Source organism: Streptomyces sp. RPA4-2, from assembly GCF_012273515.2.
GTDB classification, from domain to species: Bacteria; Actinomycetota; Actinomycetes; order Streptomycetales; family Streptomycetaceae; genus Streptomyces; species Streptomyces kaempferi.
Genome location: NZ_CP050975.2, coordinates 6,650,221 through 6,673,393 on the forward strand (window position 1 = coordinate 6,650,221; position 23,173 = coordinate 6,673,393).

Annotated in this window: 14 protein-coding genes; 11 read left to right on the plus strand and 3 right to left on the minus strand. The window is 71.1% G+C overall.

Annotation, left to right across the window (positions count from 1 at the left end):
* Positions 1-444: 444 nt before the first annotated feature.
* The 3 genes from HEP85_RS29190 to hflX all read left to right on the plus strand — a co-directional run bounded on the left by HEP85_RS29190 (position 445) and on the right by hflX (position 5,939).
* Positions 445-2,619 (plus strand): bifunctional (p)ppGpp synthetase/guanosine-3',5'-bis(diphosphate) 3'-pyrophosphohydrolase, encoded by a 2,175-nt coding sequence (locus HEP85_RS29190; RefSeq protein ID WP_168530549.1) that lies wholly within the window; start codon positions 445-447, stop codon positions 2,617-2,619.
* Between the two features lie 195 nt (positions 2,620-2,814).
* A complete protein-coding gene (locus tag HEP85_RS29195; protein ID WP_369658136.1) occupies positions 2,815-4,254 on the plus strand; it encodes a M1 family metallopeptidase in 1,440 nt (479 codons plus the stop codon).
* A gap of 191 nt (positions 4,255-4,445) precedes the next feature.
* Positions 4,446-5,939, plus strand: coding sequence for a GTPase HflX (gene hflX / locus HEP85_RS29200; RefSeq protein WP_168530550.1), 1,494 nt, complete (start codon positions 4,446-4,448; stop codon positions 5,937-5,939).
* Positions 5,940-6,100: 161 nt separating this feature from the next.
* Here the strand turns inward: hflX and HEP85_RS29205 are convergent, their stop codons facing one another.
* Positions 6,101-7,330: a serine protease gene (locus tag HEP85_RS29205; RefSeq protein WP_168530551.1), complete on the minus strand. Its 1,230-nt coding sequence runs from the start codon at positions 7,328-7,330 to the stop codon at positions 6,101-6,103.
* Positions 7,331-7,675: 345 nt separating this feature from the next.
* Here HEP85_RS29205 and HEP85_RS29210 point away from each other — a divergent pair, with 345 nt between their 5' ends.
* The 5 genes from HEP85_RS29210 to HEP85_RS29230 all read left to right on the plus strand — a co-directional run bounded on the left by HEP85_RS29210 (position 7,676) and on the right by HEP85_RS29230 (position 16,514).
* Positions 7,676-9,064 (plus strand): diaminobutyrate--2-oxoglutarate transaminase family protein, encoded by a 1,389-nt coding sequence (locus HEP85_RS29210; protein WP_329295101.1) that lies wholly within the window; start codon positions 7,676-7,678, stop codon positions 9,062-9,064.
* Positions 9,065-9,367: 303 nt separating this feature from the next.
* Positions 9,368-11,380 (plus strand): IucA/IucC family siderophore biosynthesis protein, encoded by a 2,013-nt coding sequence (locus HEP85_RS29215; protein ID WP_369658137.1) that lies wholly within the window; start codon positions 9,368-9,370, stop codon positions 11,378-11,380.
* Positions 11,381-11,419: 39 nt separating this feature from the next.
* Positions 11,420-12,433 carry a GNAT family N-acetyltransferase gene (locus tag HEP85_RS29220; protein WP_329290931.1) on the plus strand — a complete coding sequence of 338 codons (1,014 nt, stop codon included), beginning with the start codon at positions 11,420-11,422 and terminating at the stop codon, positions 12,431-12,433.
* Between the two features lie 57 nt (positions 12,434-12,490).
* On the plus strand, positions 12,491-14,368 hold the full coding sequence (locus tag HEP85_RS29225; protein WP_168530552.1) for an IucA/IucC family siderophore biosynthesis protein: 1,878 nt from the start codon (positions 12,491-12,493) through the stop codon (positions 14,366-14,368).
* A gap of 112 nt (positions 14,369-14,480) precedes the next feature.
* Positions 14,481-16,514, plus strand: coding sequence for an ATP-dependent DNA helicase (locus tag HEP85_RS29230; protein ID WP_168530553.1), 2,034 nt, complete (start codon positions 14,481-14,483; stop codon positions 16,512-16,514).
* Positions 16,515-16,818: 304 nt separating this feature from the next.
* Here the strand turns inward: HEP85_RS29230 and lexA are convergent, their stop codons facing one another.
* Positions 16,819-17,595 carry a transcriptional repressor LexA gene (gene lexA, locus HEP85_RS29235; protein WP_168530554.1) on the minus strand — a complete coding sequence of 259 codons (777 nt, stop codon included), beginning with the start codon at positions 17,593-17,595 and terminating at the stop codon, positions 16,819-16,821.
* Between the two features lie 518 nt (positions 17,596-18,113).
* On the opposite strand from lexA, the gene nrdR reads away from it, so the two are divergent.
* Both nrdR and HEP85_RS29245 read left to right on the plus strand, forming a co-directional pair.
* Entirely contained in the window at positions 18,114-18,677 is a 564-nt protein-coding gene (gene nrdR / locus HEP85_RS29240) for a transcriptional regulator NrdR (protein ID WP_168530555.1), read from the plus strand.
* A 150-nt stretch (positions 18,678-18,827) separates the two neighbouring features.
* Complete coding sequence (locus HEP85_RS29245) at positions 18,828-21,731, plus strand: vitamin B12-dependent ribonucleotide reductase (protein ID WP_329290939.1); 2,904 nt, start codon at positions 18,828-18,830, stop codon at positions 21,729-21,731.
* A 91-nt stretch (positions 21,732-21,822) separates the two neighbouring features.
* On the opposite strand, the gene HEP85_RS29250 is transcribed toward HEP85_RS29245, so the two are convergent.
* On the minus strand, positions 21,823-22,356 hold the full coding sequence (locus tag HEP85_RS29250) for a TerD family protein (protein ID WP_168530557.1): 534 nt from the start codon (positions 22,354-22,356) through the stop codon (positions 21,823-21,825).
* 157 nt (positions 22,357-22,513) lie between these two features.
* Between HEP85_RS29250 and HEP85_RS29255 the strand changes: the two genes are divergently transcribed.
* Entirely contained in the window at positions 22,514-23,119 is a 606-nt protein-coding gene (locus tag HEP85_RS29255; RefSeq protein ID WP_168530558.1) for a YdbC family protein, read from the plus strand.
* The last annotated feature ends 54 nt before the right edge of the window (positions 23,120-23,173 follow it).

A 23,173-nucleotide genomic window follows, 5' to 3' on the forward strand; every position in this document is an offset into this window, starting at 1 on the left:
CGAGAGGTGCCGCACGCCTGCGGGACGCGCCCGCGCCCGGTCCGACGGGGTGGCCCGACCCGGCCCGGTCCGCACTGCCGCAACTCCTGTTCCGACGCGGTGTCACCCGACCTGGCCCGGTCCACACTGCCGCGACTCCTGGTCCGACGGGGTGTCACACGCCCCGGCGCGGTCCGCTGCCGCAACGCCTGGTCCGACGCGGTGTCGCACGACGCCGCCCGGCCCGGTGCCGCGACGTCCGGCCCCTCCCGGAACCTCGAAACCGCAAACCCCTGAACCTTCGCTCGAATGGGTGATCCGTTTCACGCTCGGCGAGAGGTGGTCGGCCGGGCGTGGTGGGCTCGGTAGCATCAAGCACCGGCCCGGACGGGGGATCGACGCCAACCCCTGAGCCGAGTACGCCATGGGCACCCCGTCCGCCGGTCTACGCAGCCGGAGGTGCCCATGAGTGCGGAGGCGACGAATCCCGCGACGCCAGGCCCTGCAACGCCCTCCCCCCAGCGCTCGGTTCCGCTGGAGCAGGGGGGATCGCCGGCGCGCAGGAAGGGCCGCCCGCGGATCGACCTGCGCCGCCTCGGCCGGGCCGCGCTGCTCGGCCCGGCCGCCCGTGACCGGCTGCCCGACGCGATCGGCCACGTCGCCGAGGCCCACCGCGCCCATCACGCGGACGCGGACATGGAACCGCTGCGCCGGGCATACGTGCTGGCGGAGTCCTCGCACCGGGGCCAGATGCGCAAGAGCGGAGAGCCGTACATCACCCACCCGCTCGCGGTGACCCTGATCCTCGCCGAACTCGGCGCGGAGACCACGACGTTGACCGCCTCCCTGCTCCACGACACCGTCGAGGACACGGAAGTGACACTCGATCAGGTGCGCGCGGAGTTCGGTGACGAGGTCTGCTATCTCGTCGACGGCGTCACCAAGTTGGAGAAGGTCGACTACGGAGCCGCCGCCGAGCCCGAGACCTTCCGCAAGATGCTCGTCGCGACCGGCAACGACGTCCGCGTGATGTCGATCAAACTCGCCGACCGGCTGCACAACATGCGGACCCTCGGTGTGATGCGTCCCGAGAAACAGGCCCGGATCGCCAAGGTGACCCGGGACGTCCTGATCCCGCTCGCCGAACGCCTCGGTGTCCAGGCGCTGAAGACCGAACTCGAGGACCTCGTCTTCGCGATCCTGCACCCCGAGGAGTACGAGCACACCAGGGAGTTGATCGTAGACAACGCGTCGCGCGCCGGCGACCCGCTCGCGGAGATCGCCGAAGAGGTGCGCGGTGTCCTGCGCGAAGCCGGGATCCAGGCCGAAGTCCTCATCCGGCCACGGCACTTCGTCTCCGTGCACCGGGTGTCGCGCAAGCGCGGGCCCATGCGCGGCGCGGACTTCGGGCGACTCCTGGTGCTCGTGAACGAGGACGCCGACTGCTACGGCGTCCTCGGTGAACTGCACACCTGTCTCACGCCCGTGGTGTCGGAGTTCAAGGACTTCATCGCGGTCCCCAAGTTCAACCTGTACCAGTCGCTGCACACGGCCGTGGCGAGCGGCGACGGCCAGGTGGCCGAAGTCCTCATCCGCACCCACCAGATGCACAAGGTCGCCGAGGCCGGCGTCATCGCCCTCGGCAACCCCTACACCGCTCCCGGGGAGGAGCAGACGGACGGCGACGGCGAACGGGCGGCGGACGGCGAGCGGGTCGACCCCACCCGCCCCGGCTGGCTCTCCCGGCTCCTCGACTGGCAGCAGGGCGCCCCCGACCCCGACACGTTCTGGTCCACCCTGCGCGAGGACCTCGCCCAGGACCGCGAGATCACCGTCTTCCGCGCCGACGGCGGCTCGTTGGGCCTGCCCGAGGGCGCCAGCTGCGTGGACGCCGCCTACGCGCAGTACGGCGAGGACGCGCACGCCTGTATCGGCGCCCGTGTCAACGGGCGGCTCGCGACGCTGAGCACGGTGCTCAAGGACGGCGACACCGTGCAGCTCCTCATGGGGCAGGACCCGGCCTCGGAACCCTCCCGGGAGTGGCTGGAGCACGCCCACACGCCCGCCGCCCGGATCGCCATCCAGCGCTGGCTGGCCGCGCACCCCTCGCCCCCCGACACGGCGCCGCCCGAAGAGCCCGCCGCGGCCCCCAGACCGGCCGCCGAGGCACCCGCGGCCCGCCCCGCCGCGAACGCCGTCGTCGAGCAGCCGGGCGCCTCCGTACGCCTCGCGGGCTGCTGCACCCCCGTACCGCCCGACCGCGTGACCGGCTTCGCCGTACGCGGGGGAGTGGTGACCGTGCACCGCGTCGAGTGCGCCGGGGTGGCGCGCATGAAGGGCGCGGGACGCGCGGAGGTCGAAGTGAGCTGGGGCGACACCACCGAGTGCCGCGTCACGCTGGTCGCCGAGTCCTTCGGGCGCCCCCATCTCCTCGCCGACCTCACCGAAGCCATCGCATTGGAGGGCGCCGCGATCGTCTCCGCGACCGTCGAACCCCCCAGCCAGCAGCGCGTACGCCACACCTACACGCTCCAACTCCCGGACGCGGCCCGCCTCCCCAGGCTGATGCGGGCGATGCGGAACGTGCCGGGCGTGTACGACGTGAGCAGGGCGCAGCACGCCGCGGCCGCCGCGCAGTAGCACACGTTCGGGTGGGCCCGGAGCGCGTCGCCACCGCGACAGCGACGACCGCTGGTAGCGGTGGTCCATGCTGCTCACCCCCCGCCCCAGGACCGACCACCCCAGCACGTCCGGCGCCTCGGGCGCCACGACACCCGCCCCCACCGCACCCGGCGCCACGCCCCCGGCCCCCGGAGCCGCCGCGTCCGGGCGGCACTGCTCGCCTCCGCCGTCTCCGTCTGCCTCGTCGCCGCGAGTGCCCCGTCCCCGGCGACGCCCCTGGGCATCGGCGACCGGCTCTTCCCGCACCTGGGCAATCCCGGCTACGACGTCACGTCGTACGACCTCTCCTTCAACTACACCGGCAAGAACACCGAACCGCTGGCGGCCGTCACCACCATCGAGGCCGTGACCTCGCGCCGCCTCGAGCGCGTCAATCTCGACTACGCGCACGGCACGGTGGGATCGGTCGAGGTCAACGGGTCACCCGCGGCGTTCACGAACGCCGGGGAGGATCTGGTGGTGACCCCCGCACGACCGGTGCCCGCCGGCGGCTGGATGCGGATCACCGTGCGCCACCACAGCGACCCGGCGGTCCGCGGCAACCAGGACGGCGGCTGGGTGCGGACCAAGGACGGGCTCGCCATGGCCAACCAGGCCGACGCCGGCCACCTCGTCTTCCCGTGCAACGACCACCCCTCCGACAAGGCGATGTTCACCATCCACGTCACCGCGCCCGAGGGATACACGGCCGTGGCCAACGGTCTGCCCACCGGGGTGGTCCGCGCCCCCGGGGCCACCACCTGGACGTACCGCACCCAGCACCCCATGGCCACCGAGCTGACCCAGGTCTCCATCGGCCGCTCCACGGTCCTGCACCGCACCGGTCCGCACGGACTGCCGGTGCGCGACGTCGTCCCCACCAAGGACCGCGAGCGGCTCGAACCGTGGCTCAGGAAGACCCCCGACCAGATCGCCTGGATGGAGCGCAAGGTCGGCCGGTACCCCTTCGAGACGTACGGCCTGTTGATGGCCCAGGCGCAGACCGGCTTCGAACTCGAGACACAGACGCTCTCCCTCTTCGAGCGGGAGCTCTTCACCCAGCCCGCCTACCCGAAGTGGTACGTCGAGTCGATCATGGTGCACGAGCTGTCGCACCAGTGGTTCGGCGACAGTGTCACTCCGCGTGACTGGTCGGACCTGTGGCTCAACGAAGGGCACGCCACCTGGTACGAGGCCCTGTACGCGCAGGAGAAGGGCAAAAAGCCCATGGAGACCAGGATGAAGGCGGCCTACCGCGCGTCCGACACCTGGCGGGCCGCCGGCGGCCCGCCCGCGGCACCGAAGGGGCCCAGGCCGGGCCAGAAGATCAGCATCTTCCGGCCGAACGTCTACGACGGCGCCGCGCTCGCCCTCTACGCGCTGCGCCAGGAGATCGGACAGCCCGCCTTCGAACGCCTGGAGCGGGCCTGGGTCGCCGTCCACCGGGACGGCACGGCCTCGACCGCGGACTTCGAGCGGCTCGCCTCCAGCATCGGCGACCGCGACCTGAGCGGCTTCTTCCAGGCGTGGCTGTACGGGAAGAGGACCCCCCCGATGCCCGGTCACCCGGACTGGAGGAGTGACGCCCCGAAGGCCCACAAGGGCGCCCGGTAACTCGCATGACGAGACGGGCCGTGCCGTGCGACCATCTCCAGGTCGGCGGCGCGGCCCCCGTGGAGGGTCGGCCCGGTGGAATCGGGGAATCTCCCGGTCGCCCCGGACGTTGTTCCCACAGACGGGCGCGGTCCGTCGCCGACCCGGTGTCGCCAGTGACGCACCGGAGCCCCCATCGACGTAAGGATCCAATGACCTCCTCTTCTTCCCCTTCCCAGGACGCGCAGAGCCTCGCGCAGAACTACCCCGAAGGTCTTCGGGCCGATGCCCTGATGGAAGAGGACGTCGCCTGGAGCCACGAGATCGACGGAGAACGGGACGGCGACCAGTTCGACCGCTCCGAGCGCGCGGCCCTGCGCCGTGTCGCCGGCCTCTCCACCGAACTCGAGGACGTCACCGAGGTCGAGTACCGACAGCTCCGCCTGGAGCGCGTCGTCCTCGTCGGTGTCTGGACCTCGGGAACCATCCAGGACGCGGACAACTCGCTCGCCGAGCTGGCCGCCCTGGCGGAGACCGCGGGCGCGCTCGTGCTCGACGGTGTCGTCCAGCGCCGCGACAAGCCCGACGCGGCCACGTACATCGGATCCGGCAAGGCCAACGAACTGCGGGACATCGTCCTGGAGACCGGCGCCGACACCGTGATCTGCGACGGTGAGCTGAGCCCCGGCCAGCTGATCCACCTCGAGGACGTCGTCAAGGTCAAGGTCATCGACCGTACGGCCCTGATCCTCGACATCTTCGCCCAGCACGCCAAGTCCCGTGAGGGCAAGGCGCAGGTCGCGCTCGCGCAGATGCAGTACATGCTGCCGAGACTGCGCGGCTGGGGTCAGTCGCTGTCCCGTCAGATGGGCGGCGGCAAGGGCGGCGGCCTCGCCACCCGTGGCCCCGGTGAGACCAAGATCGAGACGGACCGGCGCCGTATCCGCGAGAAGATGGCGAAGATGCGCCGGGAGATCGCGGACATGAAGACCGGCCGCGAGATCAAGCGCCAGGAGCGGCGCAGGAACAAGGTGCCCTCGGTCGCCATCGCCGGTTACACCAACGCCGGCAAGTCCTCCCTGCTCAACCGCCTGACCGGCGCCGGCGTCCTGGTCCAGAACGAGCTGTTCGCCACCCTGGACCCGACCGTGCGCCGTGCCGAGACGCCCAGCGGGCGGATCTACACCCTCGCGGACACCGTCGGCTTCGTACGGCATCTGCCGCACCACCTCGTCGAGGCGTTCCGTTCCACGATGGAGGAGGTCGGCGACTCCGACCTGATCCTGCACGTGGTCGACGGATCGCACCCGGCGCCGGAGGAGCAGCTGGCCGCCGTGCGCGAGGTCATCCGTGACGTCGGCGCCACCGGCGTCCCCGAGATCGTGGTGATCAACAAGGCGGACGCGGCCGACCCGCTGGTCCTCCAGCGCCTGATGCGGAACGAGACGCGCTCCATCGCGGTCTCGGCCCGCACCGGCCTGAACATCGACGAGCTGCTCGCGCTGATCGACAACGAGCTGCCCCGCCCCTCGGTCGAGATCGAGGCGCTCGTGCCCTACACGCACGGCAGGCTGGTCGCGCGTGCCCACTCCGAGGGCGAGGTGATCTCCGAGGAGCACACCCCGGAGGGCACGCTGCTCAAGGTGCGGGTCCACGAGGAACTGGCGGCGGACCTCGCGCCGTACGTTCCGGCGGCGGCGCTCTAGCTCCACCCGGTGCCCGGGTTTCCGGGCCCCCCGGTTCCGTGTACGGACGTACGAAGGCCCGCCCCCTCGCGCAGGGGGCGGGCCTTCGTACGTGTGGCGCCGCGGGCACCGGTCCCGGCAGCGCCTACCGGCCGCCGTACGTCCCGCTCACGCCCGTCGCCCTACTGTGCCGCGAACTTCTTGCTCACCGAGTCGTACACACCCTTGGCCACATCGCCCAGGTGCGGGCCGGCCAGCCAGCCCGCGCTGACCGGGCCGATCGAGGTGTTCGACACCAGCGCGGGCTTGCCGTCCGGGCCGGCGGCCACCCAGCCACCGCCGGAGGAGCCACCGGTCATGGTGCAGCCGATGCGGTACATCGTCGGATCGGCCTGGGCGATCGAGAGCCGGCCGGGCCCGTCCGTGCACTGGTACAGCTTCTGGCCGTCGAACGGCGCCGCCGCCGGATAGCCCGTCGCCGTGATGCTCGCGACCTTCGGTACGGCCGGGGCGTTGAAGTCCACCGGGAGCGCGGCGCCGACCGTCTCCTCCAAGGACTTGCCGTCGCCGCCCTTCTCGGGCGTCACGTGCAGCACCGCGTAGTCGTACGACGCGCCCTGACCGCCCGTGGGGCCGCCCTGCCCGATCCACTGGTCCGAGGTCTGCGCCCAGTCGCTCCACCAGACACCGTACGGAGCGACCTCCGTACGGTCGGCGTTCTGCAGCTCGGCGGACGTCTTGCCGGCGCTGTTGTACGAGGGCACGAAGGCGATGTTGCGGTACCAGCCGCCCTTCTTGCCGGCGTGCACGCAGTGACCCGCGGTCCACACGAGGTTCGACTTGCCCGGGTGCGCCGGGTCCTCGACCACGGTCGCCGAGCAGACCATGGTGCCCTCGGGGGAGTCGAAGAACACCTTCCCCGCCTCGGGCACGCTGTCGTGGTAGGCGGGGCTCACGGCCTTCGCCGCCACCGGAGCGGGGGTCGGATCGGTGACGCCCTGGTCACCGGAGAGGTCGTTCTCGTCGACGCCCTTGTTCTTGTCCGGGTCGTCGGCGCCGCGCATCCGGTCCGGGTTCCACAGCCCCTTGATGATGGGGTTGACGAAGTCGTTGGCCTCGCGCAGCCAGTCGTCCCGGTTCCAGTTCTTCCAGGCGCCGTCCTTCCACTTGTCGATGTCGATCCCGTGCTCTTTGAGCTTGTTCCTGATGTCGTCCGGGATCTTGATCTTGTCGTCGCCGTTCTGCGACGCCGGCGTGCTGGGCCGGTCGCCCGCCGTACTGCTGCCCGAGTCGCAGGCGGTGGCGGTCAGCGTCAGCGCCGCGGCCAGGCCGACCGCGGCCAGGACGGGGGAGTTCGTGCGGCGCGCGCTCCCGCCGCGACGGGCGGTGAAGGGCGGGCGTATGGATGGCATGGTGTAACTCCCCCTGGACGTAAGAGAACTTGTCAGGATCCGCCGGTCCGGAACCCCTGGCACGGGACCCCTGGTACGGAACCGCGCGCGCCGATCGACCGGCCGGAGCCGGCGATCCTCCGGTAGCGCCGAACGGCATCACACACTATGCGCTCGCTGTGGGGGACATCCCACGGAACGGCAACGGTTCCGTCACGGCAAGGATCTTCGCCTCACCCGCTTCCCCACGCCGGTCACGTCGTTGGTACGTACGGGGGGCCTGCACCGTGCGTTCAGAACCCCCCGCCAACTCGCGTCTGCACAGCGGGAGGACCTGAAGTCGTGGCGGTGACCGAGTCTGCGGTGGTGCCGGTGGGGCGCGAGCCCGAAGAGACACGGGAGGGTTCGCCGGGCGCCTCCGAGGGGGCGCGCGCGGCGCACGAGGGGATTCTGCGGCGCCAGTCGGCGCGCGAATCGGCGGCGCGTACCTATGCACGCGCCCTGCCGATCGTTCCCGTACGGGCGCGCGGGCTGACCATCGAGGGCGCGGACGGGCGCCGTTACCTCGACTGTCTCTCCGGGGCGGGGACCCTGGCCCTCGGCCACAACCACCCGGTCGTCCTGGAGGCGATCAGGAAAGTCCTCGACTCCGGGGCGCCGTTGCACGTCCTCGACCTCGCCACACCCGTCAAGGACGCCTTCACCACCGAGCTGTTCCGCACCCTGCCCCCGGAGTTCGCCGCACGCGCGCGGGTGCAGTTCTGCGGACCGGCCGGGACCGACGCCGTCGAGGCGGCGTTCACATTGGTGCGCGCGGCCACCGGACGCACCGGAACGCTCGCGTTCACCGGCGCCTACCACGGGATGACGGCGGGGGCGCTCGAAGCGTCCGGCGGCGCGAGCGAGGTCAGGGTCGCCCGCCTGCCCTACCCCCAGGACTACCGCTGCCCCTTCGGTATCGGCGGCGAGCGTGGCGCCGAACTCGCCGCGCGCTGGACCGAGTCCGTGCTCGACGACACCAAGTCGGGCGTGCCCCATCCCGCCGGGATGATCCTCGAACCCGTCCAGGGCGAGGGCGGGGTGATTCCCGCGCCGGACGCCTGGATGCGCCGGATGCGCGAGATCACGGCGGACCGGTCCATCCCGCTGATCGCGGACGAGGTCCAGACGGGAGTCGGCCGGACCGGCACCTTTTGGGCGGTGGAGCACAGCGGGATCACCCCGGACGTGATGGTCATGTCCAAGGCCATCGGCGGCAGCCTGCCGCTGGCCGTCATCGTCTACCGCGACGACCTCGACGTCTGGCAGCCGGGCGCCCACGCGGGCACCTTCCGCGGCAACCAACTCGCCATGGCCGCGGGCACGGCGACCCTCGCGTACGTACGCGAGAACCGACTGGCGGAGCGCGCCGCGACCCTGGGCACCCGCATGATCGCCGAACTCCGCCGCCTCGCCGGGGAGTTCTCCTGCATCGGCGACGTACGGGGCCGCGGGCTCATGATCGGTGTCGAGCTGGTGCGGCCCGAGGCACCGTCGGACCCCGCCGCCGACGGACCCCGGCCCGCCGCCCCGGAACTCGCCGCCGCCGTGCAGCGCGCGTGCCTGCGCCGCGGCCTGATCGTCGAACTGGGCGGCCGGCACGCCAGCGTCGTGCGGCTTCTGCCACCCCTGACGATCACCGACGAACAGGCGGCCGCGGTACTCGACCGGCTCGCGGACGCGGTGGGCGCGGTGGCACGCGGGGGATCGGGCTGAGGGGGCGCGCCGACCGGTCCCCGGTCCGGCCCCGTCCCGGCGGGCTCGTCGCCGCCCCGCACACCGCCCGGCCCCGGCTCGACGACGTCGCGGCCGCGCCACCGCCCCCAGCAGCCGTAAACGCCGAAGAGCCCACGCACCCACGTACCGCCCCGACTCGTCGCCGCACGAGTCCGAACGACCCCACGAGGAACTCTCTTGAACGCCACCCCCGCACCCGACGGCCGCTTCGTCACCCCCGAGCGAGCGGGGCGTGGCCCGCACACCCCGCTCGCCTCGGATGCCGAATCGGTCCCCCGGCAGATGGGAGGGGCCCCGCAGGCCGAGCGGCTGCGCGGCGCCGCCACCGACCCGCTGGAGCACCCCGTCGCCCCCACCGCGGCCCAGGCGGCGGCGGTGGAGAACCTGCTGCGCTGCTGGGTACGGGAGAACGACCTCGCGGCGCCCGTGGACGGCACGCTGCGCATCCCCCTCCCGGCCAGTGGGACGGCCCTGCTGGTCCCGGTCCACTACTGGTCCCCGACGGGCTGGCACCGTTTCGGGCTTCCGCATCTCGCCGACGCCCCCGAGGGAGCACCGCCCGCCGACGCGGTCACGGTGGCGGCACTGCTCGCGCGCCAGCCGGGGCCAGGCACGGGGGCGACGTCCACGATCGGCGGGGCACCGGAAGAGGATGCGGCGCCGACGTCCGGAACGGACCGTGCGCCGGCGTCCGCCATGGCTTCCGCGCCCACGTCCGACACCGGCGGCGACACCTGCACCGACACGGGCACCGCGTGCGGTACGGACACCGCGCTCCCCCGTGTCCCGGATCCCGCCCCCGCCCGTCACCCCGCCGGTGACGGATCCGACCCGTCCGACCTGGTCGGACGGGTCGCCGACTCCGTACGCCGGACCGTGGCGTTCCTCAGCGACCGCAGAGAGCGGCCCGCCGACACCCCCGACCTCTTTCTCGCGGCCGAGCAGGCACTCCTGCTGGGGCACCCCCTGCACCCCACCCCGAAGAGCCGGGAGGAACTCTCCGAGGCCGAGATGCCGCTGTACTCACCCGAGTTGCGCGGTTCGTTCCCGTTGCACTGGATGGCGGTCGCCCCCTCGCTGCTGGCGTCCGACTCGGCGTGGACGGAGCGCGGACGCCCCGTCCAGGCACAGCAGCTCACCGTACGGCTGGCCGGAGCCGGCCTGCCGCTGCCCGACGGGTACGCCGCCCTGCCCCTGCACCCCTGGCAGATGGGCGAGGTCCGGCACCGCCCCGGGACCGCGGCCCTGCTCGACGCGGGGCTGCTCCAGGACCTCGGCCCCTACGGCTCCCCCTGGCACCCCACGTCCTCCGTCCGAACCCTCTACCGCCCCGGGGCCCCCGCGATGCTGAAGCTGTCGCTGGGCCTGCGGATCACCAACTCCCGCCGGGAGAACCTCCGTAAGGAGCTCCACCGCGGCGTCGAGGTCCACCGGCTGCTGCGCGGCGGCCTGTCCAAGCAGTGGCAGGCCGCCCACCCGGGCTTCGACATCGTCCGTGACCCGGCCTGGCTCGCGGTCGACGCCCCCGACGGCACGCCCCTGACCGGGCTCGACGTGATGATCCGGCACAACCCCTTCGGCCCCACGGACGACGTCGGCTGCGTCGCCGGGCTCGTCTCGCCCCGGCCGTACGCCCAGCCCGGCGCACGGGCCGACGCCGAGCCGAGGCCCGTCATGCGGTCCCGGCTCGCCGAGATCGTCACCCGGCTGGCCGGCCGCGCCGGCCGGCCCCGGGGAGCCGTCGCCACCGAGTGGTTCCTGCGCTACCTGGAACACGTCGTCCGTCCCGTGCTCTGGCTGGACGGCGAGGCCGGAATCGCGCTGGAGGCCCACCAGCAGAACACCCTGGTCGTGCTCGACCGCGAGGGATGGCCCGTCGGCGGCCGCTACCGCGACAACCAGGGCTACTACTTCCGCGCGTCACGGCGCGCGGAGCTCGACGCCCGGCTGCCCGGCATCGGCGTGCACAGCGACACCTTCGTCTGCGACGAGGTCACCGACGAACGCTTCGCCTACTACCTCGCCATCAACAACGTGTTCGGCCTCATCGGCGCGTTCGGCTCCCAACACCTCGCCGAGGAACGACTGTTGCTCGCCGCCTTCCGCCGCTTCCTCACCGAGGCGGCGGCGGGCCCGGGACGCCTCGACACGCCCCTGCCCTCCCTCCTGCTCGACTCGCCCGTTCTGCGCTGCAAGGCCAACCTGCTCACCCGGCTGCACGGCCTCGACGAACTCGTCGGCCCGGTCGACACCCAGTCCGTCTACGTCACCGTCACCAACCCCCTTCGTTCCTGAAGGACTTGACCCACCCCGTCTCCTGAGAGGAGCGTCGCCGTGCCTCCCACCGATGCGAGCGCCGACGCCGGTACCGCCCCCGACACCGATCCCGGCGCGGACCCGTACGCCGGGCCGGGCACGGACTGCGAGGACACGCTCGACCTGCGCCTGCCCGACGAGTTGATCGCCCTGTTCGGCGGCACACCCGAGCCGGCCGAGCCCGGCGGGCCGGTCGAGCCGATCAGTTCGGCAGGGCCGGTCGCGTCGGCAGGGCCGGCTCGGCCGGTCGAGTCAATCGGCTCAGTCGGGTCAGCCGGTTCAGTCGGTTCAGTCGGGGAATCCCGGGGAGACGGCCGATCCGGGGAGGCCGGCGCGCACGCCGGCGCGTCCGGGGGACCAGCGGTCGGCGGAAGCCGGCCCGGCGAGGACCGTGCGGGCGACACCGGAGACCACCGCGGTGCGGGCGCGGCCCACTCCGCTCCCGTCGGTCCAGCCCGTGACGACCTGCTCGGCGGCATCGGCGGCTGGGGTCCGACCACCACCCCCGTGGGCACCTTCCAGCTGGTTCCGGTACGAGTGGAACGCGATCTCCCACTCGTCACCCGGTGGATGAACGACCCCGCCGTCTCGGCCTTCTGGGAGCTCGCGGGACCCGAGTCGGTGACCGAGGAGCATCTGAACCGACAGCTCGCCGGCGACGGACGCAGCGTGCCCTGCATCGGTCTGCTGGAAGACACCCCCATGAGCTACTGGGAGATCTACCGCGCGGACCTCGACCAGCTCGCCCGCCACTACCCCGCCCGCCCGCACGACACGGGAGTCCATCTGCTCATCGGCGGAGTCGCCCACCGCGGGCACGGTCTCGGCTCGGCCCTGCTCAGAGCCGTCGCCGATCTCGTACTGGACCGGCGTCCCGCCTGCGCACGGGTCGTGGCCGAACCCGATCTGCGCAACATCCCCTCCGTCTCCGCCTTCCTGAGCGGGGGTTTCCGGTTCTCCGCCGAGGTCGAACTGCCCGGAAAGAAGGCAGCCCTCATGATGCGCGACCGGGCCTTGCGCGACCTGATGTAGATCCGTCACTCTCCGTACTCCACTCGTCCCGTCCCGGTTCCCCGTCGAGGAGTCCCCGTGCCGAATCCGTCCGCAAGCCCGGCCTCCGAAGGACTGTCCGCCCTGTACGACCCGCCCGAGCTGCGCGAGGACCGCTGGGAGCAGGCCGGCCGCCGACTGCTCGCGAAGATGATCGGGGAGTTCGCGCACGAGGAGATCGTCCGGCCGGAACAGGGTCACCCGCGTCCAGCGGTGCGTCGCGACGCCCCGCACCCCGACGCTCCCCCCGCCGACGACCTTCACCCCTACACCCTCCGGCTCGACGCCGGCGACAGCCTCTCCTTCCGCGCCCGCCGCCTCTCGTACGACAGCTGGCGTGTCGACCCCGCCTCGCTCACCCTCACCGAAGAGGGGAAGGAACCGTGTCCGTTCACCGACCCGCTCGGCTTCCTCACCCGGGCCCGCGGCACGCTGGAACTGGACGGCGCCACGCTGGGCCACGCCCTGCGCGAGCTCAGCACGACGCTCGCCGCGGACGTGCGCCTCGACCGTGACGCCCGTACGGCCGCCGAATTAGCCGACCTCGGGTACGCCGAGCTGGAGGGCCATCAGACCGGCCACCCCTGGATCGTGCTCAACAAGGGCCGCCTCGGCTTCTCCGCGCGGGACGCCGCCGCCTGGGCCCCCGAGGCCCGCCGGGCCACGCCCCTTCCCTGGATCGCGGTGCACACGACGCTGGCCACCTACCGAGGCGTCGACGGCCTCGGCACCGCCGAACAGCTCTACGCACGCGAACTGGCCCCCGCCACCCGCGAGGCCTTCGACGAGGTCCTCCGCACCCGCGGGCTCGCACCGGAGTCGTACCTCTACCTGCCCGTGCACCCGTGGCAGTGGGACGACGTCGTGCTGCCGCTGTTCGCGCGGCATGTCGCCGCGGGAGCGATCGTGCCGCTGCCCTCCGACGGTGATCTGCGCCTGCCCCAGCAGTCGATCCGCACCTTCCTCAACGTCTCGCGCCCGGACCGGCACACGGTGAAGCTTCCGCTGTCCGTCCTCAACACGCTGGTGTGGCGGGGCCTCCCCACGAAACGCACCCTCGCGGCCCCCGCCGTCACCGCCTGGATGCGGACCCTGCGGGACGCCGACCCGTTCCTGCGCGACACCTGCGGGGTGATCCTGCTCGGCGAGGTCGCCTCGGTCACCGTCCACCACCCCGTGTACGACGGACTCCCCGAAGTGCCCTACCAGTACCGGGAACTGCTCGGCGCGATCTGGCGCGAGCCGGTCTCACGGCACCTCGCACCCGGCGAGCGCGCCCGCACCCTGGCCGCCCTCCTGCACACCGATCCCCAGGGCCGCGCCTTCACGGCGGAGCTGGTCGCCCGCTCGGGTCTCGCACCCAGGGCCTGGCTGCGCCGCCTCTTCACCGCGCTCCTGCCGCCGCTCCTGCACTTCCTCTACCGCTACGGCACGGTGTTCAGTCCGCACGGTGAGAACGCGATCGTCGTCTTCGACAACCATGACGTACCGGTCCGACTCGCCGTGAAGGACTTCGTCGACGACATCAACGTGAGCGCGGATCCACTGCCCGAACACTCCTCCATGCCGGACGAGGTGCGCGAGGTGCTGCTGACCGAGCCGCCGGCCTTCCTGACCCAGTTCATCCACTCGGGGCTCTTCGTAGGGGTCTTCCGCTATCTCGCGCCGCTCTGCGAGGAACAACTGGGTGTTCCGGAGGCCGAGTTCTGGTCACTCGTCCGCGCCGAGGTCGTCCGCCACCAGACCCGCTTCCCCGAGCTCAAGGAACGTCACGAGACCTTCGACCTGCTCACTCCGCGTATCGAGCGGCTGTGCCTGAACCGCAACCGGCTGCATCTCGACGGTTACCGCGACCGCTCCGAGCGCCCGCACGCCGCCGTGCACGGCACCGTGCCGAACCCCCTTCACGCGTCGTGATCACCCGCCCCGCACCCGTCCTCACCACCCGTCCCGCGATCGTCCTGATCGTGTCCGTCGTCCGGGCCGTGATCGCCCGGTTGTCAGTGGAGCCCCGTAGGCTGGCATCGCTATGACAGAGCCCTCACTCCCCGAACTCCTGCACGCCGCCGTCACCGCCGTCGGCGGCACGGAGCGCCCTGGCCAGGTGACCATGGCCGAAGCCGTCGCGGGTGCCATCGACGACAGCTCCCACCTGCTGGTGCAGGCGGGCACCGGCACCGGAAAGTCCCTCGGCTATCTGGTGCCCGCGCTCGCCCACGGGGAGCGCGTCGTCGTGGCGACCGCCACCCTGGCGCTCCAGCGGCAGCTCGTGGAGCGTGATCTTCCACGGACCGTCGACGCGCTGCATCCCCTGCTGCGCCGCCGCCCCGAGTTCGCGATGCTCAAGGGCCGGTCGAACTACCTGTGCCTGCACCGGCTGCGCGAGGGTGTGCCGCAGGAGGAGGAAGAGGGCCTCTTCGACCAGTTCGAGGCCGCCGCGCCCACCAGCAAGCTGGGCCAGGACCTGCTGCGCCTGCGGGACTGGTCGGACGAGACCGAGACCGGTGACCGTGACAACCTCACGCCCGGCGTCTCCGACCGCGCCTGGAACCAGGTGTCCGTGTCGTCCCGGGAGTGCCTGGGCGCGAGCAAATGCGCCTATGGAGCGGAGTGCTTCGCCGAGATGGCCCGTGAGCGCGCCAAGCTCGCCGAGGTCGTCGTCACCAACCACGCGCTGCTCGCGATCGACGCCATCGAGGGCGCGCCGGTCCTCCCGCAGCACGAGGTGCTGATCGTCGACGAGGCCCATGAGCTGGTCTCCCGGGTCACCGGCGTCGCGACCGGCGAGCTCACCCCCGGCCAGGTCAACCGCGCCGTCCGGCGCGCCGCGCGGCTCGTCAACGAGAAGGCGGCCGACCAGCTGCAGACCGCCGCCGAGGGCTTCGAGCGGCTGATGGAGCTGGCGCTTCCCGGTCGTCTGGAGGAGATCCCGGAGGATCTCGGATACGCGCTGATGGCGCTGCGTGACGCCGCGCGCACGGTGATCTCGGCGATCGGCTCCACCCGCGACAAGTCCGTCCAGGACGAGGACGCGGTCCGCAAGCAGGCCCTCGCCGCGGTGGAGTCGGTCCATGACGTGGCGGAGCGGATCACCAACGGCTCCGAATGGGACGTCGTCTGGTACGAGCGCCACGACCGCTTCGGCGCGTCGCTGCGGGTGGCGCCCATGTCGGTGTCCGGTCTCCTCAGGGAGAAGCTCTTCTCGGACCGGTCGGTCGTCCTGACGTCGGCCACCCTGAAGCTCGGCGGCGACTTCAACGGAGTGGGGGCGTCGCTGGGGCTCGCCCCGGAGGGCACCGAGGGCGAGGACCTCCCGCAGTGGAAGGGCGTCGACGTCGGCTCGCCCTTCGACTACCCCCGGCAGGGCATCCTGTACGTGGCCAAGCACCTGGCACGCCCCGCGCGTGACGGCGACCGCGGCGACATGCTGGACGAGCTCACCGAGCTGATCCAGTCCGCCGGGGGCCGCACACTGGGCCTGTTCTCCTCGATGCGGGCCGCCCAGCTCGCGGCGGAGGAACTGCGCACGCGCATCCCCGAGTACCCCATCCTGCTGCAGGGCGAGGAGACGCTCGGCGAGCTGATCAAGAACTTCGCGGCCGATCCGAAGACCTGTCTGTTCGGCACGCTCTCGCTCTGGCAGGGCGTGGACGTCCCCGGTCCCAGCTGTCAGCTGGTCGTCATGGACAAGATCCCGTTCCCGCGCCCCGACGACCCGCTGATGAGCGCCCGCCAGAAGGCCGTCGAGGACAACGGCGGCAACGGCTTCATGGCCGTCGCCGCCACGCACGCGGCGCTGCTGATGGCGCAGGGCGCCGGCCGCCTCGTACGCGCCACGGGGGACCGTGGTGTGGTGGCGGTGCTGGACCAGCGCCTGGCCACGGCTCGCTACGGCAGCTATCTCAAGGCCTCGCTGCCCGACTTCTGGTACACGACGGACCGCAACCAGGTCCGGCGGTCGCTCACGGCGATCGACGAGGCAGCACGCAAGGCGGAGGACGCGCTGCACGAGCAGAAGGCGGCGGAGGCGGAGGAGGCGCCGCGGCCGGCCGAGGAAGCGTAGCGGCTGTCCGCCGGGGGCCGGTCGGTTCGAGCGGTGCTCCGGCGGAGTGGAGGGCGTCGGGTGCCCGGTTCGCGGCGTTGGATGCCCGGTTCGCCACGATCGATGAACACCTCGGTGGTCACCATCGAGGTGTACCGAGGCCGACGCCCGGGTGGGAAACGCCGGGGCGCTCCGCGGCCCGTACCGATCTCACCGAGGGCGGCCGCGGGGCCGCGCGGCAGAACGTGCAGGGCCCCGGAACCGGCGCAGTTGGTCCCGGGGCCCGGTCAGGGGCGGGGCGGACGGTGCCGCCCGGCGCGCGCTGTCACACTCGCCGCAGTACGGCCACCACCTTGCCCAGGATGGTCGCCTCGTCGCCGGGGATCGGCTGGTAGGCGGAGTTGTGCGGGAGCAGCCACACATGGCCGTCCTCGCGCTTGAACCGCTTCACGGTGGCCTCGCCGTCCAGCATCGCGGCCACGATGTCGCCGTTCTCCGCGACGGGCTGGCGGCGGACCGTCACCCAGTCACCGTCACAGATGGCCGCTTCGATCATCGAGTCACCGACGACCTTGAGGACGAACAGCTCACCGTCACCCACCAGCTGCCGGGGGAGCGGGAAGACGTCCTCCACGGACTCCTCGGCCAGGATCGGGCCACCGGCGGCGATACGGCCCACGAGCGGGACGTACGACGCGGCCGGCTTGCCCGCGGTGTCCGTGGGCTGTGCCGAGGACTGGTCGGATCCCCTGACCTCGTACGCGCGCGGGCGGTGCGGGTCTCGGCGCAGGAAGCCCTTGCGCTCCAGTGCCATCAGCTGGTGTGCGACCGAGGAGGTGCTGGAGAGGCCTACCGCCTGTCCGATCTCCCGCATCGACGGTGGGTAGCCGCGTCGCTGCACGGAGTCCCTGATGACCTCGATCACCCGGCGTTGCCTGTCGGTGAGTCCCGAGCTGTCCGCACGGATGCCTGGAGGTCGGCCCGGCAGGGAACGCTTGGGCCCCTCATGGTTCGTGGCTTCGTTCATCGCATGCACCGGCTCGAGTCGGCCCTGGGAGCGGTCCTGGGCAGTGATGGTGGCGCTGTCTGCGGTGGTGGTCACGTCGGCCCCTCTCGATGGTCTCCCTGCTGGACAACGGTAGTTGCTTTCGAAAGGTTGCGCCAAACACACGTTCGAGTGAAAAAACGCGGATTGCCTCACGCGATCATGAGGCTGGGTGTATGGCTGATTCCGCATCCGTCGGACAAAAGGTCTCATTGCTGTACTCTTCACCGCCGAGGCGATGACCGAGCCGGCAGATGTGGGCCGCGCCCCAGTCTGCCATTCGGCACCCCGTCCGTCGGGTACCGACCCCCCGTCCGCGCGCTGACCACGGTATCTCCGCGTGTCCGGGATCGGTACGCCCGTGCGGCACATGCCCATACGTGCGCGACACGCGGGCCCTGGGCGAATTTACGGGTCGATCCCCACATCTAGTGGTTGGATTGCCGGAGCGGCCCAGAAGTTGTGGTCCCCCGGGTCTTCGAGCCCCCGGTCATCGCCTATGCTTGGGGCTGCTCCGAGAGGCCCGTGAGGTCTCGCGGGGTCTATGAGCCGTGCTGTGAAGGAGGGTTGGAGCCATGCACTGCCCCTTCTGCAGGCACCCGGACAGCCGCGTCGTCGACAGTCGTACGACCGATGACGGCACGTCGATCCGCAGGCGCCGCCAGTGCCCCGACTGCTCCCGTCGTTTCACGACCGTGGAGACGTGCTCGCTGATGGTGGTCAAGCGGTCCGGCGTCACCGAGCCCTTCAGCCGTACCAAGGTCATCAACGGCGTGCGCAAGGCGTGCCAGGGGAGGCCCGTCACCGAGGACGCGCTCGCCCAGCTCGGCCAGCGGGTCGAGGAGGCGGTGCGGGCCACCGGAAGCGCCGAACTGACCACCCACGACGTGGGGCTGGCCATACTCGGCCCGTTGCAGGAACTCGACCTCGTCGCCTATCTGCGGTTCGCGTCCGTCTACCGGGCGTTCGACTCGCTCGAGGACTTCGAGGCCGCCATCGTGGAACTCAGGGAGACGGGGCGCTGCCCCGCCGTGGGGAACGAGGGAGGCGCGGGCGCCGCGGACGCGGAGCGCCCGGAATGCGACCGCGGGTCCGGAGAGACCGTCCAGGTCACCGTGCCCGCCACCGCCGCCGACTGACGGGAAGGCCGGCTCGGGCCGGCCGCCCGGCGGCGACCACAGACCTGCTGCGCAAGGCCGTACGGACGGCGCGCGCGGCATCGGACACACAATGTGCCATGGGAAGAACGTGGCACTTCAGGGCGTTTTAGCCTGAAACAGGGAGGCGGCATGACAGAGACGGCGAGCGGTCCGGCACGAGGTTCCCGCGCCAAGGGCACCAAGGCCAGCAAGGGACTGCGCATCGAGCGTATCCACACCACCCCCGGCGTGCATCCGTACGACGAGGTCGAGTGGGAACGCCGTGACGTCGTCATGACCAACTGGCGCGACGGCTCGGTCAATTTCGAGCAGCGTGGCGTCGAGTTCCCCGGCTTCTGGCCGGTGAACGCGGTCAACATCGTCACCAGCAAGTACTTCCGGGGTGCCGTGGGCACCCCGCAGCGAGAGGTGAGCCTCAAGCAGCTCATCGACCGCATCGTGAAGACGTACCGGAAGGCCGGCGAGGACCACAAGTACTTCGTCTCGCCCGCCGACGCCGAGATCTTCGAGCACGAGCTGGCGTACGCGCTCCTGCACCAGATCTTCAGCTTCAACAGCCCCGTCTGGTTCAACGTCGGGACGCCGCAGCCCCAGCAGGTCTCCGCCTGTTTCATCCTGTCCGTCGACGACTCCATGGAGTCGATCCTCGACTGGTACAAGGAAGAGGGGATGATCTTCAAGGGCGGCTCCGGCGCCGGCCTGAACCTCTCCCGTATCCGCTCCTCCAAGGAGCTCCTCTCCTCGGGCGGCAACGCCTCCGGTCCCGTCTCCTTCATGCGCGGTGCCGACGCCTCCGCAGGAACGATCAAGTCGGGCGGCGCCACCCGCCGCGCGGCCAAGATGGTCATCCTCGACGTCGACCACCCCGACATCGAGGACTTCATCGAGACCAAGGTCAAGGAAGAGGAGAAGATCCGCGCCCTGCGCGACGCGGGCTTCGACATGGACCTGGGCGGCGACGACATCACGTCCGTCCAGTACCAGAACGCCAACAACTCGGTCCGCGTGAACGACACGTTCATGAAGGCGGTCGAGCAGGGCGGCAAGTTCGGCCTCACCTCGCGCATGACCGGCGAGGTCATCGAGGAGGTCGACGCCAAGTCGCTCTTCCGCAAGATGGCCGAGGCCGCCTGGGCCTGCGCCGACCCGGGCATCCAGTACGACGACACGATCAACCAGTGGCACACGTGCCCGGAGTCCGGCCGTATCAACGGCTCGAACCCCTGCAGCGAGTACATGCACCTGGACAACACGTCCTGCAACCTCGCCTCGCTGAACCTCATGAAGTTCCTGAAGGACGACGGCAAGGGCCGCCAGTCCTTCGAGGTCGAGCGCTTCGCCAAGGTCGTCGAGCTCGTCATCACCGCGATGGACATCTCCATCTGCTTCGCGGACTTCCCGACCCAGAAGATCGGCGAGAACACCCGCGCCTTCCGTCAGCTGGGCATCGGCTACGCCAACCTCGGCGCCCTCCTGATGGCGACCGGTCACGCGTACGACTCCGACGGCGGCCGCGCCCTGGCCGGCTCCATCACCTCGCTGATGACCGGCACCTCGTACCGCCGCTCCGCCGAGCTCGCCGCGGTCGTCGGCCCGTACGACGGCTACGCCCGCAACGCGCAGCCGCACCAGCGCGTCATGAAGCAGCACTCCGACGCCAACGCCGTGGCCGTCCGGGTGGACGACCTGGACACGCCGATCTGGGCCGCCGCCACGGAGGCCTGGCAGGACGTGCTGCACCTCGGCGAGAAGAACGGCTTCCGCAACGCGCAGGCCTCGGTCATCGCCCCGACCGGCACCATCGGTCTCGCGATGTCCTGCGACACCACCGGCCTCGAGCCCGACCTCGCGCTGGTCAAGTTCAAGAAGCTGGTCGGCGGCGGCTCGATGCAGATCGTGAACGGCACCGTCCCGCAGGCCCTGCGACGCCTGGGCTACCAGGAGGAGCAGATCGAGGCGATCGTCGCCCACATCGCCGAGAACGGCAATGTCGTCGACGCCCCGAGCCTCAAGCACGAGCACTACGAGGTCTTCGACTGCGCCATGGGCGAGCGCTCCATCTCCGCGATGGGCCACGTCCGCATGATGGCCGCGATCCAGCCCTGGATCTCCGGCGCGCTCTCCAAGACGGTCAACCTGCCGGAGACGGCGACCGTCGAGGACGTCGAAGAGGTCTACTTCGAGGCGTGGAAGATGGGCGTCAAGGCGCTCGCGATCTACCGCGACAACTGCAAGGTCGGCCAGCCTCTCTCCGCCAAGACCAAGGAGAAGCCCGCGACCGACGCCGTCACGGCGAAGGCCGAGGCGACCATCCGTGAGACGGTCGAGAAGGTCGTCGAGTACCGCCCGGTGCGCAAGCGCCTCCCCAAGGGCCGTCCCGGCATCACCACCTCCTTCACGGTGGGCGGCGCCGAGGGTTACATGACCGCCAACTCCTACCCGGACGACGGTCTCGGCGAGGTCTTCCTGAAGATGTCGAAGCAGGGCTCCACCCTCGCGGGCATGATGGACGCCTTCTCGATCGCGGTCTCCGTGGGTCTGCAGTACGGGGTGCCCCTGGAGACGTACGTCTCGAAGTTCACCAACATGCGCTTCGAGCCGGCCGGCATGACGGACGACCCGGACGTGCGGATGGCGCAGTCGATCGTCGACTACATCTTCCGCCGCCTGGCGCTGGACTTCCTGCCGTTCGAGACGCGTTCCGCGCTCGGCATCCACTCGGCCGAGGAGCGTCAGCGTCATCTGGAGACGGGTTCCTACGAGCCGTCCATGGAAGATGTCGACATGGACGTCGAGGGCCTCGCCCAGTCCGCGCCCCGCGCGCAGGAACTGAAGGCCGTCGCCGCCCCCGTGGCCGAGGTCGCGGTGGCCGAGCCCGCCCCGAGGCAGGCTCACACCAGTGCCGAACTGGTGGAGATGCAGCTGGGCATCCAGGCGGACGCCCCCCTGTGCTTCTCCTGTGGCACGAAGATGCAGCGGGCCGGTTCCTGCTACATCTGCGAGGGCTGCGGTTCGACCAGCGGTTGCAGCTGATCCGACGGACGAAGGGCGGCACGACCACCGGTCGTGCCGCCCTTCGGCGTTTTCGCGGCCCTACGGAGCGGGCGATTTCTTCGGGTGTGGTTCAGGAGTCGTGCCGGCGGCCCATGATCGCGGGGAACGCCGCAGGGTCCGTGTCGTAGCCGTGGATGCCCGGGTGGAAGGTCCACTCCCCGGAGTCGTCGCGGACGAACTCACCGACCGTCGCGGCCGTCGCGCCCAGGACACCGCCGAAGCTGTCCTCCGCCAGGACGGTGTAGCCCTCGCGCATGCGCAGACCGGGGTTGAGTACGCCGACGAACTCCTTGTGGCCGGAGCGCTGCTGGATCAGGACGCCGACCACCACACGCGTGTAGCGGCTGTTGAGGCGGTCCAGCTCCAGCGTCATGACCTCGTCCCAGCCGAAGCCCTTGCCGTCCTTGCTGTCCCGGTTGAGGTAGATCGTGCCGTCCGGGGAGCGGCTGTCGAAGTGCACCACGTAGACGGGGCTTCCGTAGGGGTCGTCGGCCCCGTAGGTCGCCGCGATGATGTCGAGGTCGGTTGCGGGCTCACCGACAGGACTGGGGTCCCATTTCACCGCGAGCTCGACCTTGCGTATCCCCTTGTTGAGACCGTTCATCCGAATCTTCCCCTCCCCGCGTTCCATCAGTTTCCTGCCCCAACTGCTGTGCGGTCAGGTTCGGTTGCCCATCGTGCCACGCGCGCGGGAGCGCTCGCGCGGGTGCACTCCGCCGGAGCGTGACCGACGCCACGCTCCGTGGCCTTACGATGGCGCGGTGCTGGTCAAGTGGATTCGCTGCACCGTGGTGGACCGCCGCGGTTTCGAGCGCGGGCAGCGAAAGTGGGCGGGGCTTCTGGGCGAGCCGGGATTCCGGGGACAGGGCGGGGGCTGGAGCCGGGGGCGGCCCGGTGTGGCGCACCTCTTCACCTTCTGGGAGAGCCGTGCCTTCTACGACTCCTTCATGGCACGCTCGCACGATCGGCTCGCCACCGCTCAGTCCGGGACCTTCAAGGACGCGCAGGTCAAGCTCTTCGATCACCGGTTCGACGTGAAGACCGGCTTCGAGCCACGCTTCACGGACACCGACGTGCTGAGGGTGGCCCACTGTCGTGTCCACGAGGAACGGGCCGAGCACTTCGCGCTGATGCAGGAGAAGGTCTGGAACCCCGCGATGGCCGGGTCGCCCGGCATGGTGCGGGGGCTGTTCGGCGAGGCGCCCGGCCACGAGTTCCTGATCCTGTCCATGTGGCTGTCTGCCGCCGAGCACGGCAAGTACCGCGCCGAGCGTGTCGAGCGGCTCACGCTGCGTGCCCAGACGGAGACCGATGTCGTGGCCCTCGCGGGCGACATAGTGGCGCTGGAACCCGGCTGGACGGTCTGAAGGCGTGGTGACCATGGGTGCCCGATGTGGGGGACGCGTGTGATCTGCGCCGTA